The organism is Microcella sp., assembly GCF_046296455.1.
Classification (GTDB): domain Bacteria; phylum Actinomycetota; class Actinomycetes; order Actinomycetales; family Microbacteriaceae; genus Microcella.
The window spans coordinates 1-16,700 of record NZ_JBKBLF010000020.1; the positions used below are offsets into that span (position 1 = coordinate 1).

Consider the following 16,700-nt stretch of genomic DNA (forward strand, 5'->3'; position numbering starts at 1 on the left):
GGCGCGGGCTGCGGGCCGCGCCGCCGCGAGCACGCGCTCGATCGCCGCGTCGTCGTGCGCGGCCGAGACGAACCACGCCTCGTACACGCTCGGCGGCAGCGAGACCCCGTGCTCGAGCATCGCGTGGAAGAACGGCCCGAAGCGCCAGGTCGCCTGATCTTGCGCCTCGGCGTAGTTCTGCGGGGCATCCGCCCGGAAGAAGATCGAGAACTGCGAGCCCGCCCAGGCGACGACGTGCTCGACGCCCTCGGTCGTGAGCGCCGCCGAGAGGCCGTCGCCGATCGCGCGGGCCGCGCGCGGCAGGTGCTCGTACACCTCGGGCCCCGCGCCGCGCAACATCGCGGCCCCCGTCGCGACCGCGACCGGATTGCCGCTCAACGTGCCCGCCTGGTAGACCGGGCCGAGCGGCGCGAGCAGATCGAGCAGCTCGGCACGACCGCCGAGGCCCGCGAGTGGCAGGCCGCCGCCGATGATCTTGCCGAAGGTCGTGAGGTCGGCGTCGTAGGGCACGCCGTCGCGCTCTTCGAGCCCCCACCAGCCGGCCGCGGTCGATCGGAACCCCGTCATGACCTCGTCGCTGATGAGCAGCGCGCCGTGCGCGTGCGCGGTGTCGGCGAGCAGCCTGTTGAACCCGGGCTTGGGTGGCACGACGCCCATGTTGGCGGCAGCGGCCTCGGTGATGACGGCCGCGATGCGGTCGCCGTGCGCCGCGAACACCGCGGCGAGCGCCGCCTCGTCGTTGTATGGGATGACGACGGTCTGCGCGGCCGTCTCGGGCGTGATGCCCGCCGAGCCGGGGATGCCGAGCGTCGCGATGCCCGACCCGGCCTCTGACAGCAGCGCGTCGGAGTGCCCGTGGTAGTGCCCCGCGAACTTGACGAGCAGCGGCCGCCCGGTCGCGCCGCGCGCGAGCCGGATCGCCGTCATGGTCGCCTCGGTGCCCGTTGAGACGAGTCGCAGCTTCTCGATGCCGCGCCGCTCGGCGTCGCCCTCGCCGAGAGTCAGCCGGTCGAGCACGAGCTCGGCGAGCTCGACCTCGCCCGTCGAGGCGGCGCCGAACCCGAGGCCCCGGTCGACGGCCGCGTGCGCAGCGGCGATGACCTCGGGATGCGCGTGCCCCAGCAGCGCCGGACCCCACTGCCCCACGAGGTCGACGTACTCGGTGCCCTCGACATCGGTCACGTAGGGCCCGCGGCCGCTCGCCAGGAAGACGGGGATTCCGCCGACCGAGCGGAACGCGCGTACGGGCGAGTTGACCCCGCCGGGGGTGACGACGAGCGCCCGCTCGAAGGCCTCGGCATTCGTGGTGGGCGTGCGCCCCGAGACGAAGCGCGTCACGTGATGAGTCCTCTCTCGACGAGGTCGAGGCTCGCGTAGCTGAGCACCGCGTCGGCGCCCGCGCGGCGGATCGAGACGAGCGCCTCGAGCTGCGCGCGGTCGCCGTCGATCCAGCCCTGCTGGGCGGCCGCCGCGATCATGGCGTGCTCGCCCGAGACCATGTACGCCCACACCGGCACGGGCGAGGCGTCGGCGACCCGGCGCAGCACGTCGAGGTAGCCGAGGGCGGGCTTGACCATGACGATGTCGGCGCCCTCCTGCACGTCGAGCGCGGCCTCACGCACGCCCTCGCGCGCGTTCGCCGGGTCGAGCTGGTAGGTGCGGCGGTCGCCCTGCAGCTGCGACTCGACGGCGTCGCGGAAGGGCCCGTAGAACGCCGAGGCGTACTTGGCCGAATAGGCGAGCAGGGCCACGTCGGTGAAGCCCGCCGCATCGAGCGCGGCCCGGGCGACCGCGGTCTGGCCGTCCATCATGCCGCTGAGCCCGAGCAGCTGCGCGCCCGCCTCGGCCTGCGCGACCGCCATGGCCGCGTAGCGCGCGAGGCTCGCGTCGTTGTCGACGCGGCCCTGGGCATCCAGCACGCCGCAGTGGCCGTGGTCGGTGAACTCGTCGAGGCAGAGGTCGGTCTGCACGACGAGCGCCTCGCCGACCTCGGCGACGACCGCGCGCGCGGCGGCATTGAGGATGCCCTCGGGGTCGGTCGCGCCCGATCCGATCGCGTCGCGCCGCTCGGGTACGCCGAAGAGCATGATGCCGCCGAGGCCCGCGGCTGCCGCGCGCGCGGCGATCGCGCGTACGCTGTCGAGCGAGTGCTGCTTGACGCCCGGCATCGAGGCGATCGGCTGCGGGGCGGCGAGGCCCTCGCGCACGAACACGGGCAGCACGAGCTGATGCGGCCGCACCTCGGTCTCGCGCACGAGACCGCGCATCGCGGCCGTCGCGCGCAGGCGGCGGGGGCGGATGCTCGGCCGCAGCTCGCTCATCGCGCGCCGCCCAACGGCGCGAGGTCGGCGGCGCCCAGCTCGAGCAGCTCGTCGACGACGCGCTTCGCGGCGTCCTCGCCGGGCGTGCGCGTGTCGTCGACGTAGAGGGCGTGCGCGGCCGACACCTGCTCGCCCGCGTCGGAGTAGACGCGCGCGGCGAGAAAGAGCATGCCGCCGTCGATGAAGGCGTTGGCCCCGAGCGGGGCCGAGCAGCCGGCCTCGAGCAGGCGCAGCACGGCGCGCTCGGCCTCGACGCTCGTGCGCGTCGCGGCGTGGTCGATGCCCTGCAGGGCCGAGCGCAGCGGGCCCGAGACGCTCGCGAGCGTCTCGACCGCGAGGGCACCCTGCCCGGGGGCGGTCGGCCAGCCCGCGATCCCGAGGTGCTCGGTGATGACGTCGTCGCGCCCGAGGCGCTCGAGACCCGCGACGGCGAGCACGACGGCGTCGAGGTCGGCCTCGACGCCCTCGCGGTCGACGGTTGGTTCAGAGCCGAGCACGCGGCCGATGCGGGTGTCGACGTTGCCGCGCAGGTCGACGACCTCGAGGTCGTCGCGCCGCCTGCGCAGCTGCGCGCGGCGCCGGGGCGACCCGGTGCCGACGCGAGCGCCGGGCGGCAGCTGCTCGAGCGTCAGACCGTCGCGCGCCACGAGCGCGTCGCGCGCATCCGCCCGCTTCGGAATCGCCGAGATGCGCAGCTCGGGGTGCGGGGCCGTCGGCAGGTCCTTCAGCGAGTGCACGACCACGTCGCACTCCCCCGCGAGCAGGGCCTCGCGCACGGCCGTGACGAACACGCCCGCGCCGCCGAGGCTCTCGAGCGGGGCGGTCGAGCGGTCGCCGAGGGTCGAGATCGTCACGAGCTCGACGGGGCTGCCCGTGCGGGCCGCGATCGAGTCGGCGACGCGTTGCGACTGCGCGAGGGCGAGGGCGCTGCCGCGGGTGCCGAGGCGGATCGGCGCCGTCGTGCCTGCTGAACCCGCGCTCACGGCTCGAGCCCCGAGATCGCGGGCTTGAAGCCCGCGCGCACGTTCTCGCAGCAGCCGGGGCGGCACACGTCGTACCAGGGGCCGAGCGTCGTCTCGCGCACGCGGTCGGCGGGAGCCGTGCCGCGCAGCCGCTCTTCGACGAGGTCGATGAGGCCGCTCACGTAGACGGGGTCGACGCCCGGGGTCGGCACGCGCACACCGCGCACACCGTGCTCGTCGCACGTCTCCATCGCCTCGGTGTCGAGATCCCACATGACCTCCATGTGGTCGCTCACGAAGCCGACGGGCACCATGACGATCGTCGTCGCGCCCGCCGCGGCGTGCTCCGCGATCGCGTCATTGATGTCGGGCTCGAGCCACGGCTGCGTCGGGGGGCCCGAGCGGCTCTGGTACACGAGCTGCCAGTCGACCTCGGGCACATCGGCGCCCTCGTCACGCAGGGCGGCGAGCGCCCGCTGCATGATGACCCCGCTCACGGCGAGGTGCTGGGCGGCGTAGGCGCCGCCCTCGCCCCACTCGACGTCGCGCGGTCCGCTGCGCTCGGCATCGGTCGTCGGGATGCTGTGGGTTGCGAAGAGCACGCGCGTCCCGGTCAGGTCGACGCCGTCGGCGAGGAGCGTGCGCAGCGCATCCACGACGCCCGCGACGAAGGGCGCGACGAAGCCGGGCGCGTCGAAGAACTGCGCCACCTTGTCGATGCGCACCTGGCCCCAGAGCCCGGTGGCCTCGAGGGCGTTCGCGAAGTCCTCGCGGTACTGGCGGCAGCTCGAGAAGCTCGAATAGGCGCTCGTCGCGAGGCCGAGGATCGTGCGGTGGCCGTCGTCGAAGGCCTGCTGCAGGGCCTCGGGCAGGTACGGAGCCCAGTTGCGGTTGCCCCAGTAGATCGGCAGCCCCAAGCCTCGCCGGTCGGCCTCGGCCTGCAGCGCCGCCTGCAACTCGCGGTTCTGCTGGTTGATGGGGCTGACCCCTCCGAAGTGGCGGTAGTGGTGCGCGACCTCTTCGAGGCGCTCATCGGGGATGCCGCGCCCGCGCGTGACGTTGCGCAGGAAGGGGATCACGTCGTCCTGCCCCTCCGGCCCGCCGAAGCCCGCGAGGATGACGGCGTCGTAGGAGACCGGCACGGTGACGTGGCCGCCCGCGGATTCGGCGAGCGCCGCTTCCGTCGCCGCGAGGGGGTACTGACCATTGGTGATGCTCACCGCAAGACCTCCAGAATCTGCGCGTCGAGCGCCGCGTCGTCGAGTCGGCGCCCCGTGAAGAACGGCACCTCTTCGCGCACGTGGCGGCGCGCCTCGGTGTAGCGCAGGTCGCGCATCATGTCGACGAGCTCGAGCGGGTCGTCGCTCTCGAGCCCCAGCAGCCACTCGTAGTCGCCGAGCGCGAAGCTCGCCACGGTGTTCGCGAGCACGCCCGTGAAGGCGCTGCCCTTGCGGCCGTGCTCGGCGAGCATGTCGCGGCGCTCGTCCTCGGGCAGCAGGTACCACTCGTACGAGCGCACGAAGGGGTAGACGCACAGCCAGCCCTTCGGCTCTTTGCCGAGCATGAAGGCGGGCGCGTGGCTGCGGCTGAACTCGGCCTGCACGTGCACGCCCATGGCGTTCCAGGTCGGCAGCGCGTCCTGCAGCAGCGGCGCGCGGCGCAGCGTGCGCACGGCGGCCTGCAGCCCGTCGACGGTCTCGCCGTGCAGCCACAGCATGATGTCGGCGTCGGCGCGCAGCCCGCTCACGTCGTAGACGCCGCGCACGGTCACGCCCTGCGCGGTGACGGCCTCGACGGCCTCCTGCACGCCGCCGCCCGCGGCATGGCGCTGGGGGTCGCGCCGCAGCACGACGTAGACGGTGTAGGCGAGGGTCTCGCTCACGGGGTGCTCTCTTTCGTCAGGGTCTCGGAATTGTCGGGCGCGCCCAGTCGTTCGGCGGTGGCGCGGGCGTGCGCGATGACGGCCGCGAGGCCGGTACCCGCGACTTGCTCGCCGACGACCGGGATGCCGTCGTCGGTCACGGCGATGCGGCCGGCGCGCAGCCACGTCACGACCTCGCCGGCGAGCACATGATCGCTCGGGATACTCACCCCGAGCAGTGCTTCGGCATCGCGCCGCGCCTGCTCGAGCGTCGGGGGCCGCTCGTAGCTGAGCCGCACCACCTCGCGGCCCTCGGCCGCGGCCTGCACGGTCGCCCACTTGGCCGTGACGTGCGTGAGGGCGCGCGCGACGACGCTCGTGCCGCGGGCGACGAGCACGCCCGTGCCGCGCGGCGCGGCCGCGAGAGCGTCGTCGGGCGCGAGCACGAGCAGCGCCAGGTGGGTCGCCGTCTGCACGGCGCTCGCGCCATCGGCGGGGTCGACGAGCCCTGGTGCGGCGACGACGACCTGGCCGCGCCGAACCTCGGGCTCGGCGTCGTCGCGCTCGCTCGCCAGAACCACGTGGTCGGGGTGCACCTCGGCGACGCGCACGCCGTACTCGACGGGCACGCCGAAGCGGTCGAGCTCGGCGAGCAGCGCGTCGACGAGCGTCGCCATGCCGCCCTCGAGGCTCGCGACGAGCGACCCGGCCGGGGCGTCGATCCGCATGCGGGCGACGGCGCGGCCGAGCGAGTTCTCGCGCAGGAGGTTGTGCACGAGCCCGGGCACGGCCGTGACCGGCAGGTCGTCGGGGTGCGTCGAGTGGATTCCCCCGACGACCGGCGCCACGAGCTTCTCGAGGATCGCGTCGCCCATGCGTCGCCGCACGAGCGCGCCGACGGTGGGCAGGCGGGAGCCGACGGGGCCGGGGAGGAGGGCATCCAGCAGGCCGCGCCAGGCGCCGCGACGGCCGACCACCGCGACGACGTCCTCGGCGAGCGGCGCGGCGGGGATGCCGAGCAGGCTCACGGCGGGCAGCGGCACGGTCTGCCCCTCGGCGGCGTGCAGCCAGGCGGGGGCGTCGCGCGGGGCGATGATGCGGTCGGCGAGGCCGATGCGCTCGAGGTACTCGCGCACCGTGCCGCCGCGCGTCGCGAAGGCCTCGGCGCCGGCGTCGAGGCGCAGGCCGTCGAGCTCGATGCTCGCGACCTGCCCGCCCGCGCGATCAGAGGCGTCGAGCACGCGCACCCGCCGACCCTGCAGCACGAGCTCGCGCGCCAGCACGAGGCCGGCGATGCCCGCACCGACGACGAGCACCTCAGCGGGCTCGGACTCAGCAGGGTCGGGCGAGGTCACCAGTCGGTCCTCGTCGGGGTCGTCTCGCCCGCGTGGATGTACTGCACGAGGCGCGTGAGCACGTCGGGGTCGGTCTCGGGCGGCACGCCGTGGCCGAGGTTGACGATGTGCGCGGGGGCCTGGCGACCGCGGCGCAGCACGTCGTCGACGTGCGCGCCGAGCACGGGCCACGGCGCGGTCAGCAGCGCGGGGTCGATGTTGCCCTGCAGCGGCAGGGCGTCGCCGAGCGTCGCGCTCGCCTCGTCGAGCGGGATGCGCCAGTCGATGCCGACGGCGTCGACCCCGAGGGCGGCGATCTGCGGCAGGATGCGGTCGGTGCCGAGACCGAAGTGGATGCGCGGCACCTCGAGCCCGCGCAGGTGGTCGAGCGCCCGCTTGGTGTGGGGCGCCACGCGCCGCTGGTAGTCGACGGCCGAGAGCGAGCCCACCCACGAGTCGAAGAGCTGCGCCGCCGAGGCCCCGGCCTCGACCTGCGCGCGCACGAACTGGCCGGTGACGTCGGCGCACCAGTTGAGCAGCACGGCCCACGAGCGCGGGTCGGCGTGCATCATGGCGCGCGCCCGCTGCTGGTCTTTCGAGGGCCCGCCCTCGACGAGGTAGGCGGCGAGCGTGAAGGGGGCGCCACCGAAGCCGATGAGCGGCGTCGCACCGAGTTCGGCCACGGTCATGGCCACAGCCTGACGAATGGGCTCGAGCGCCGCTGGGTCGAGCGGGCGCAGCCGCAGCACGTCAGAGGCGGTGCGGATCGGGTCGTCGAGCACGGGCCCGCGCCCGGGTTCGATACGGATCGGCAGGCCGGCGAGCAGCACCGGCACGACGATGTCGCTGAAGAAGATGCCCGCGTCCACGCCGTGGCGCCGCACGGGCTGCAGCGTGATCTCGCTCGCGAGCTCGGGCGTGAGGCACGCCTGCAGCATGTCGCCGCCCGCGCGCAGCGCGCGGTACTCGGGCAGCGAGCGCCCCGCCTGCCGCATGAACCACACGGGCGGTCGCTCGGGCCGGTCGCCGCGCAGGGCCCGTACGAGAGGCGACTGGTTGGTGCGGCCATCGACGAGGGGATGCGCGGGGGGCAGAGTCACCCCCACAGAATAGGGCGGCCCCCGGAGAGAACTCCCGGCGGGGGCACAGGTCGAGCACGATTCACTTGTACCCCCCGGGGGTTATGCAGGATCGGGGAGTTCGGCCCGCCTACACTGGTGCCTCGTGCTGCTGTGCGTGACCGCGAACCATCGGAACACCCCGTTCGAGATCCTCGAACGGCTCTCTGTCGACGCGGGGATGCTCGCCGAGACGGTCGCGGCCGGCAATGATCTCGTGCGCGGTGCGGTCGCCGTGTCGACCTGCAATCGTGTCGAGCTCTACCTCGAGATCGACGCGCCCGCGATCACGGCGCACGCGCTCGCCCGCCAGGGCTTCGACCACGCTCTCGCCGCTGTCGGGGGCGACGACGCGCGCGGCCTCACGACGAGCGCCGAGGTGCTCGACGACGCCGCCGCCGTGCACCACTTGTTCTCGGTGTGCGCGGGCCTCGACTCGGTCGCCGTGGGCGAGGAGGAGATCGCCGGGCAGGTGCGCCGAGCGGCCGCGCACGCGCGCACGACGGGCACGAGCTCGGGTCGGCTCGACCATGTCGTGCAAGAGGCGATCCGCACGGCGCGCGCGGCCCGAGCCCAGGGCGACGCGAGCCGCACGGGGCGCTCGCTCGCTCGACTCGCGCTCGACCTCGTGGGCAGCCGCTTGACCGACTGGTCGTCGACCGAGGTGCTGCTCATCGGCACGGGTCGCTACGCCGCGACGACGGTGGCCTCGTTGCGCGAGCGCGGCGCCGAGCGCATCACGGTGTACTCGCCGACGGGTCGCGCCCAGCTCTTCGCCCGGCGTCAGGGCGTCACCGCCACGAACGACCTGGGGGCCGCCCTCGCACGCGCCGAGATCGTCATCACGTGCACCACGCGACTGAGCGTGGGAGTCGACGACGTGCCTGCCGGCACCCGCGCGCTCATCGTCGACCTCGGCCTGCCGCGCAACGTCGACCCCGCGGTCGGCGCGCTCGACGGCATCGCTCTTCTCGATCTCGAGACCATCCGCCTGCATGCCCCGCTCGTGCACTGGTCGGCCGAAGAGGATGCCCGTGCGGTCGTCGACGCCGCCGCCCACTCCTACGTCACGGCGGCTTCGGTCGAGCCGGCCGTCGTCGCGCTGCGCGAGCACGTGCTCGGCGTCGTGCAGGCCGAGATCGACCGCGCCCGGGCTCGCGGCGACGACGGCCGGGTCGAAGAGGCGCTGCGGCACCTCACGAGCGTGCTGCTGCACACGCCGTCGACCCTCGCCCGCCGGCACGCCGCCGCGGGCCGCGGTGACCAGGTGATCGATGCCGTGCGCACGCTCTACGGCCTCGAGGTCGCCGAGCCGGCGCTCGAGAGCGGCGCTGCGGGCCCTCAGGCCGTCGCGCGCTCGAGCAGCGCGAGCAGCGCCAAGCCGTAGGCCTCGGGCGCCGACACGCTGGCGAACACGCGCTCGGCACCGTCGAGCTCGATCACCACCCGATAGCCGTCGCCGGTGCGCTCGAGACCGCGGAAGGCCGTGCGCAGCAGATCGCGCAACTGGTCTTCGCGCGGCAGCCAGAGCGTGTCGTCGACCTCGACCGAGTCGAGGGCCCACTCGGTCGTGCCGTTGAACCCGAGGGCAGTGCCCGTCGCGTACTCGTGCGCCTCGATCGTCAGCTCGCTCACCGTGAAGACGTCGGCGTCGAACTCGTGCCGGTCGATCTGAAACCGGTCGCCCGAGGCGGGCTTCCAGCGCAGGCCCGCGTCACGCAGTTGTCGGGCAAGTCCGGTGCTGATCATGCCGCCATGCTCGCGCGCTCACCTGGGCGCGAGCAGAGCAGTGCACCGGGCCGCTTTCGGGTCGGCCCGGTGCACTGGTCGGATGCGCTCAGCGCGGCGGTCAGGCCTGCTGGCGACGCGCGGTCATGATGCCGAAGCCGATGAGCAGCAGCAGCAGCGAGAAGGCTCCGAGACCGGCGAGCGCCGAGGTGGCTCCCGTGAGCGCCAGCGTGGGCAGCTCGCACTCCTGGTCGGCCGCGGCATCGACGGTCACCGGGAACACGGCCGTGTTTCCGGCGTCGTTGATGCTGTCGGTCGAGACCGTGGCCACCGCGGTCACGACGTGCGAGCCGGGGGCCACCGCCGTCACGGCGCTCGTGAGCTCCTGCTGCTGCGGCGTGCCGTAGGCCAGGTAGTAGCGCACGGGAGTGGGGTTGCCCTCGGGGCCGGTCGAGAACTGCACGGTGATCGTGCCGCCGGTCATGCCGAGCGGGCTGCACACCTGGTCGGCCGCGGTGACGCTCGCGGGCCAGTTGGGCAGCTCGGGCAGCTGGCAGTCGTCCTCGCCGTAGACGGCGAACGCGCGGTCGAGCGGCGTGGGCTGGTCGGGAGCGAGCCGGTAGCCGGGGTCGGCCGTCGGCTCGACCGAGACCCGGTCGCCCTGCTCGACGAGGAACGTGCGCGACGCCTCACCGAGCCCGAAGACCGCGGCGAACGGCTCGTCGTCGTTGATCGTCACCCAGTAGGTGATGCCCTGCACGTAGTAGAGCGTGAAGCTCTGCTCGGTGCAGGTGTCGACGAAGTCGAACGGGTCGATGAGCGGCAGCGTCGTGCAGGCCTCGGGGTCGGGGCCCAGCAGGGTTCCCGTGAAGGTCAGCACCGTTCCGCCGGCCGAGACCGTGCGGCCCGCAACGGGCGTCGACGAGTCGAAGAACCGCGCGTCGTCGTCGATCGTGACGAAGACCACCGAGTAGGTCGGGCCCGTGAGCGACGACAGCTCGGGGGCGTAGCGCGCGAGCTCCGCATCCGTCACCACGAACTTCGTCGGGTCGAGCAGCTGGCCCACCTCGCACGTCGGGGCGATGAAGCCGATCGACGCGTCGGTGATGGGCAACTCGGGCAGATCGCAGATCTCGTCGTCGGTGAACGAGAACGCGAACGACTGCGCGGCGCCGGGCTTGAGCGCGAACGGCCCGCCCTCGGCGTCGGCGTCGATCGCGAACGTGATGTCGACCGCGCCCGCCACGAGCACCGGGATGGTGCCGGCAGCGGTCTGCTGACCGTCGACGAACCACGTGACGGCGTCGATCGCGGGCAGCGTGTACGACGCCGCACCACCGTCGAGGCACGTGCTCTTCGTGGCGATCGGCTCGATCTCGACCGGACCGGCGGCGCAATCATCGCTGGCCGGCGGGTACGCGATCGCGATCTGCATCGACGGGTTGACCGACAGGGTCACCTCGGTGAGCGCGCGCGTCCAGCGGAAGTTGACGTCGTCCGCCGTCTCGACCCACTCGCCGTCGACGAACGCCCAGCCCGGCCAGCCGGTGGGCTCGTTCGTGATCGGGTCGACGCTCGCGCCGGGCCAGAGCACGCGGCCCTGCAGCGCCTCGCCGGGGGTCACCTCGCCGAGCACGACGGTGTGGTTCTTCGTCGCGTCGGTGGGGTGCACGAAGGTGATCGAGGCGGTCGTGTTGCTCAGCTGCCCATCGGGGTCGTTGACCACGACCGAGTAGTTGATCCACGGGGTGTCGTTGTCGCACTGCGAGGCCGTCGTCGTGCGCCCGTCGAACTCGGGCTCGGCGCACTCGTACGCCTCGCCGAGGTTGAACTCCCACTGCCGCACGGTGCCGTTCGGGAAGATGTAGCCGCCCAGCGGGTTCGCCACGACCGTGAAGACGCCCTCGGTCGCGTCGACGAGGTTGACGGTCGCGAGGCCCGCGACCGAGCCGTTCTCGTCCGCGGCACCGCGGTAGACGGTGTAGCCGATGTAGGGATTGGCGACGTCGCCGATGTCGATCGAGCCCGTCGTGTCGCACTCGACGATCGGGTTCGCCGTCGGCGCGATCGGGTTGACGACGTTGCAGCCCGGCGCGGTGTTGAGGTACGTCGGGTTCGGGCCCGTGAAGCCCATGCTGTGCAAGAAGGTCTCGCTGAAGGGGTTGCTGGGGCCGAAGAGCTCGGGGCCGACGTAGGGCATGCCGGTGAAGGATGCGTACACATCGCCCTGACCGCACGCGACGGGCGCGTGGAAGGCGTAGGTGCCGACCGAGCCGATGTAGCCCTGGCTGTGATCGCCCGCGGGGTCGGTCGAGCGCAGCGTCTGCGGCCAGATGCTCGTCGACGAGGTGTAGTTCCACGCGGCGGCGACGACCCAGAAGTCGTTGCAGAGCTCGGTGCTGTAGCCCTCGCGCGCCGCGACCGTGATGACGCCCGAGTTGGCGGGGTTGGCCACGGTGGCGGTGCTGAGGTTGTAGTACGTGTAGCTCACAGCGCTCGCGGGCAGACAGGGCAGCACGCAGTCGTCGGGTTCGGTGAAGACGAAGGTCCACTCGGTCTGGGCGCCCGGCTCGATGCCGTAGTCGGGGGCGATCGCGACGGCGCGCACCGTGACGGTGCTGGCCTCGGTCACGCGGTACGTTCCCGGCTGCACCTCGGCGTCGCCGATGAACCAGCGGATGCCCTCGACGCGGTCGAGCGTGTACGAACCGGCGGTGTCGCACTCGAGGTCGACCATGCGCGCGGTGGGCGTGACGAGCTCATCGGTGGGCAGGTCGCCGCACACGACGAAGTTCGCGGTGACGCGCTCTTTGTTGAAGTACGTGCTGTTGAACTGGATCCACTCGATCGTCCACTGCCCCGTGAGGTAGGTGCTGTAGGCGAAGACGATGCGGCCCGCTGCCGCGTCAGCGGCCGAGATCGGAACCTTGACGTTCGCCAGTCCGATCGCATCGAACTTGTAGAGCGCGTAGAGGCCCGAAGAGCTCGCCGGGTCGCCGTTGGCGGGCTGAACCTCGTTGATCTCGACGTTGATCTGGCCGCGGGTGCCGTTGTACACGATGTCGACATTGATGTGGTCGGAGCCGTTGAGGGCCCGCCCGACGAGGAACTCGATGGTCGTGCAGTCGACGCCAGTGCTCGCGGCCGGAACCGTGGGAACGGTGCAGTAGATGACGTGACTGATGCTGCCCTTCTCCGGGTGCACGAACGTGTCACCCGCCGTCAGCGTCCCACCACTTCTGTCGGTCGTGAAGACCGCGTTCTCGTTCACCACGCTGCGACCCGAGCTGCCCGCCTTGACGATGACCTTCGAGTACGTGCGGTCGGCAGAGATCGTGGGGAGGGTGTACGGGGTCGCGGCCGAGTCCTCGGTCGAGAACGACGGCTTGACGCAGATCTCGCCCGGCAGCTGCTGCCAGTACGCCTCTCCGTTGGTGTTGGTGGATCCGCCGTTCGCGGTCGCTGCCGTCGCACCACCGATAGCGGCGCCGAGGGCGAGGAGGACGGCGGTACCGGCCGCGATGACGCGGGTGCGGAGGACGGCGCGGCGCTCACGGCGCCGCTGCTCTTTGCGCAGCATAGGGAGTGCTCCTGGGGGAGGGAGCCCGTGCTCTCGCGGGTGACGAGAGTGCAGGTGTTCGGGTATTCGGGTATGTGGTGCTGTCGTGACCTCGGGCGAACGTCGGGTGTGCCCAATTCACGACCTGGGGTCATCCTAGCGTGACGTCGAGAGTCCCTCACGATGAACCGTTCTGTCTACCCACCCTCTGGGGGTGGACGCGCCGGGGCAGGGAACGCGGATGCGCCGGGCCGTATTCGGGTCGGCCCGGCGCATCCGGTTTCACGCTGAGGTGCGTGTCACACCTCGACGCGGTGGCGGCGCAGCACGAAGCCCATGCCGGCCAGGGTCATCAGCACAGCGGCGACGCCGAGCCAGTTGGTGAGGGATCCCGCACCCGTGAGGGCGAGGGTCGGCAGGCAGTCGTCATCGGCGACCGGGAAGAACTCGCTCCACGCGGTCTGCTGCTCGGGATCACTCCACGTCCAGCCACCGGGGAACTCGTCACTCGGTCCTTCCAGAGCCGCGGTGAGCTCGACCTGCGTGCCCGGGGTGATGTCGTACGAGCTGTTGCCCGCAACGACCTCGCCGTTGAGCGTCCAGATCACGCCGCCCTCGTTGGTGAGGGTCACCGAGCCCGGGTTGCCGAGGCAGTCCGGCAGCACGAGATCCGCGTCGGCCTCGGTCGCCGGGAAGGTTCCCGGGCAGAAGGCCGCACCGATGAAGGTGTAGGTGAACGGATCGGTGCCGTCAGCCAGTCGGAATCCCTCATCTGGGATCGCCGTCACCTCGACCGTGTCGAGCGGGGCGACCGCGATCGTCACCTCCGACTCGCCGTCGGGGAACACGACATCGACCTCAGGGCCGTCGTTGACCGTGTACACGTAGCGCAGGTTCGGCGCCGAGGTCACCGTGAAGGTGGCCGTCTGCACCGCGTCGCGGCCGCTGCCGACGCACTCGTCGACGGTCACGATCTCGGGAACCACGATCGGCGGGTTGGCGCAGTCGGGCGTGGCGTTGGGGTACGACACGTCGACGGCGATCTCGGGGTTCACCTGGATGAAGAGCTCGACGTCGGCGCCGCGCACCCACCCGAAGTTGCTGTCGTCGACGACCCATTCGCCATCCACGAACGCCCAGCCGGGCCACGCCGTGCCGTTGCCGTCACCGTCGATCGCGGCCCCCGGCCACAGGGCCGAGCCGGTCGATGCGCCCGTACCGGTCAGTTCGAAGGCCGGGAACTCGTAGAACTTCGAGGGGTCGGTCTTCGAGCGCAGCGTGAGCGTCGCGTTCGTCGGGAACGCGATCGACTCGCCGGCGTCGGTGAGGTCGATCGTCCACTCGAGGTACGGAGCGTCCTGTTCGCACTGGCTGACCGCGGTCGAGCCCTCGAGCGTCGGGCAGTTCTCGGGCTCGGTGAACTCGAAGGTGTAGGTGATGTCGCCCGTCACCGGATCGGGGATGACGTTCTCTCCCGACTCGTCGACGAGCGCGTAGTCGCCCTCGGCGCTCTCGTCGAGGCTCACCGTGATCGTGATCGTCACCGTCTCTGAGACGGAGTGCTGCACTCCGGTGGCGGTGTCGCTCTCGTACTCCACGGGGCCCACCGTCCAGTCGAGCAGCGCGGCGTCTTCAGCGCTCACACCCAGTCCCGGGCCGAAGCGGAACCAGCCGTCGAGGTCGCACGTGATCTTCGCGGCGTCAGCGACGACCCCGATCGCGGGCAGCGTCGGCGGATCGCAGTTCGGGCCCTGGGCGAGGCGGTACGCCACGCCCCATCCACCCGGCACGAGGTCTTCGTCGGGGTTGTTCGGTCCGTTGAGGAAACCGCCCGCGATGAGGTTCGTCGTCGTCTCGCCCTCGAAGTACTTGTCGAGCTGGTAGCAGTCGTTACCGAGCGGGATCACGTCTTCGCTGATCGGGGTGTCGCAGTCGGTGTCGTGCACCGAGACGTACGTCTGCGGCCACGTCGGCGTCGTGCTGTTGGCCCAGCCGGGCATCTTCCAGACCACGACAACACAGGTCGGAGCCGGCGGCGGAGGCGGCGGCGTTCCACACGCGGTCTCGTTGGTCGAGGCCGTGCCGTTGTACGTGTTCGGCAGCGGAGTCGTCTTGACGCTGACTCCTGCCACAGCGGTCTGCGTGGTCGTGTACTCGACCTCGCCCACGGTCAGGTTGCCCGAGAACAGTCCGGATCCGCCCACACCCGCGGTGTAGTCGGTCGCCGGCCCCGCCTCGTGACGGATGCGGAAGATGTAGTCACCGGCCGCGTAGGTGCCCGGCACGTTGGTGACCGTTCCTGCCGTCGTGACCTTGCAGATGAAGGTCACACGCGCCGTAACGCTCGTCGGCTCCGGCGGCGGCGGCGGACCTTCGGGGTCGGGACACTCGGAGACATCGGGCTCGCCCTGCTGGCCCCCGCCCGTGCGCGTGTCTTCGCTGAGCACGTAGGAACGCCCCTGAGCATCGGCGAAGTACGAGCCGACGCCCTGGTAGTCGGGGATCGCGTTGACGCTCACGCTGATCGGGTTGTTGCCCGTCTGCAGTACTTCATCGGTACCGGGCGTGCCGACGTACTTGCAGACGAACACCTTGACGCCGGCATCGGCGGGCGGAGTCGCCATGGCGGCGCCTGCGCCGCCGACGCTCATGCCGAGCATCAAGAGGGCAGCAGTCGCTGCCGCCAGAATTCGGGTACGCAACATGACGTGCTCCTGGGGGGTCGGAGCCCAAAGACCCGCGCCGACGAGCGTCGCGGGGGAATCGGGTATTCGGGTATTCGGGGTGTCGTACGCAACCCTCGACGAACTTCGGGTATGTCGAGCCTGCGCTGATCGTGAAGAGTACTCCGGTCATCCGACGTTGAGCAATGACAGACAGAACGGTCTACCCTCGAATGGGTCACGAGCACTTCTCTCGCGGCCCGCAACGCTCAGTGCACGAACTCCAAGAGGTCGACGCCGAACGCGCGCAGGGCATCCATCACCCGCAGTCGGCGGGGCAGATCGGTGTCGTCGAAGTGCACCGAGACGGCGTAGGCGAGACCCGCGCGCGGACCGCGGAGAATGCCGGCCTCGCTGCGCACCCCCACGTCGGTGCCCGTCTTGTTGACCATCCACGTGTTGTGCTCGACCCCGCGGTGCGAGAGGGGGTCGCGGCCGAACGCGCTCGCGACCATCGAGAGGTCGGCGTTGAGCGAGAGCCAGCTGAGCACGCGCTGACTCGTCACGGGGTCGATGATGTGCCCGTTCGCGAGCGCCTGGAACAGCCACGCGAGCTCGGCCGTCGAGCCCACCGAGAGCTGCGGCGCGTCGTCGGGCCCTCGCACGTCGCGCACGCGGTCGAGCAGGGCCGTGCGCACCAGGCCGAGCTTCTCGGTGCGCGAACGCACGGCGTCGAGGCCCACCTGGCGCAGCAGCACGTTCGTGGCGAGGTTGTCGCTCGTCGCGCCGACGAGGGCGGCGAGATCGGCGATGGGGAAGGCCGGGGCCTGCAGGTGCTGCCAGATGCCGCTGTCGGCCACGGCGTCACCCGCGGCGCGGTCGGCGATCGCGAAGTCGCTCACCGTGCGGTCGGTGAGGCGCGCGCTCACCTCGATGAGCAGCAGAATCTTGCCGATGCTCGCCGTCGGCAGCACGATGCGCTCGTCGACCGCGAAGACGCTCTCTCCCGTCTCGATGTCGACGACCGCGACCGACACCCGCGCGCCCTCGAACGCCACGGCGCCGAGCGCCCGGTACGCCGACCGGAAAGTCGGCTGCCGCACTTCCGCCAGATGGCGCGCTCGTCGAGGGGCGCCCGCCCGGGCGCCCCGATC

At 71.8% G+C, this 16,700-nt stretch carries 12 protein-coding genes; 1 reads left to right on the forward strand and 11 read right to left on the reverse strand.

Features of this window, described 5'->3' with window-relative positions; all coding sequences use genetic code 11:
* From ACK4HH_RS10445 to hemE, 7 genes are all read right to left on the reverse strand, one after another.
* Window positions 1–1,338: glutamate-1-semialdehyde 2,1-aminomutase (locus tag ACK4HH_RS10445; protein ID WP_409651430.1), on the reverse strand; the 1,338-nt coding region annotated here is incomplete at its 3' end.
* Window positions 1,335–2,321 carry a porphobilinogen synthase gene (gene hemB / locus ACK4HH_RS10450; RefSeq protein ID WP_409651433.1) on the reverse strand — a complete coding sequence of 329 codons (987 nt, stop codon included), beginning with the start codon at window positions 2,319–2,321 and terminating at the stop codon, window positions 1,335–1,337. The genes hemB and ACK4HH_RS10445, both read right to left, overlap by 4 nt.
* The gene (gene hemC / locus ACK4HH_RS10455) at window positions 2,318–3,304 is read right to left on the reverse strand and encodes a hydroxymethylbilane synthase (RefSeq protein WP_409651436.1); all 987 of its coding nucleotides are present in this window, start codon (window positions 3,302–3,304) and stop codon (window positions 2,318–2,320) included. Before hemC ends, hemB begins: the two co-directional genes overlap by 4 nt.
* Window positions 3,301–4,497: a ferrochelatase gene (locus ACK4HH_RS10460; protein ID WP_409651507.1), complete on the reverse strand. Its 1,197-nt coding sequence runs from the start codon at window positions 4,495–4,497 to the stop codon at window positions 3,301–3,303. The genes hemC and ACK4HH_RS10460 overlap by 4 nt, the downstream gene beginning before the upstream one ends.
* Before the next feature lie 2 nt (window positions 4,498–4,499).
* Entirely contained in the window at window positions 4,500–5,165 is a 666-nt protein-coding gene (gene hemQ, locus ACK4HH_RS10465) for a hydrogen peroxide-dependent heme synthase (protein ID WP_409651439.1), read from the reverse strand.
* The gene (locus tag ACK4HH_RS10470; protein ID WP_409651442.1) at window positions 5,162–6,499 is read right to left on the reverse strand and encodes a protoporphyrinogen/coproporphyrinogen oxidase; all 1,338 of its coding nucleotides are present in this window, start codon (window positions 6,497–6,499) and stop codon (window positions 5,162–5,164) included. The genes hemQ and ACK4HH_RS10470 overlap by 4 nt, the downstream gene beginning before the upstream one ends.
* Window positions 6,496–7,578: a uroporphyrinogen decarboxylase gene (gene hemE / locus ACK4HH_RS10475; RefSeq protein WP_409651445.1), complete on the reverse strand. Its 1,083-nt coding sequence runs from the start codon at window positions 7,576–7,578 to the stop codon at window positions 6,496–6,498. Before hemE ends, ACK4HH_RS10470 begins: the two co-directional genes overlap by 4 nt.
* A gap of 124 nt (window positions 7,579–7,702) precedes the next feature.
* Here hemE and ACK4HH_RS10480 point away from each other — a divergent pair, with 124 nt between their 5' ends.
* Window positions 7,703–8,983: a glutamyl-tRNA reductase gene (locus ACK4HH_RS10480; RefSeq protein WP_409651448.1), complete on the forward strand. Its 1,281-nt coding sequence runs from the start codon at window positions 7,703–7,705 to the stop codon at window positions 8,981–8,983.
* Here ACK4HH_RS10480 and ACK4HH_RS10485 read toward each other — a convergent pair.
* The 4 genes from ACK4HH_RS10485 to ACK4HH_RS10500 form a co-directional block, all read right to left on the reverse strand.
* A complete protein-coding gene (locus ACK4HH_RS10485) occupies window positions 8,938–9,345 on the reverse strand; it encodes a pilus assembly protein CpaE (RefSeq protein WP_409651450.1) in 408 nt (135 codons plus the stop codon). The two genes, ACK4HH_RS10480 and ACK4HH_RS10485, sit on opposite strands and share 46 nt — an antisense overlap.
* Window positions 9,346–9,445: 100 nt before the next feature.
* Entirely contained in the window at window positions 9,446–12,904 is a 3,459-nt protein-coding gene (locus ACK4HH_RS10490) for a hypothetical protein (RefSeq protein ID WP_409651453.1), read from the reverse strand.
* A 278-nt stretch (window positions 12,905–13,182) separates the two neighbouring features.
* Window positions 13,183–15,507 carry a hypothetical protein gene (locus ACK4HH_RS10495; RefSeq protein ID WP_409651456.1) on the reverse strand — a complete coding sequence of 775 codons (2,325 nt, stop codon included), beginning with the start codon at window positions 15,505–15,507 and terminating at the stop codon, window positions 13,183–13,185.
* Window positions 15,508–15,815: 308 nt separating this feature from the next.
* The gene (locus ACK4HH_RS10500; protein ID WP_409651459.1) at window positions 15,816–16,649 is read right to left on the reverse strand and encodes a serine hydrolase; all 834 of its coding nucleotides are present in this window, start codon (window positions 16,647–16,649) and stop codon (window positions 15,816–15,818) included.
* Window positions 16,650–16,700: the final 51 nt, after the last annotated feature.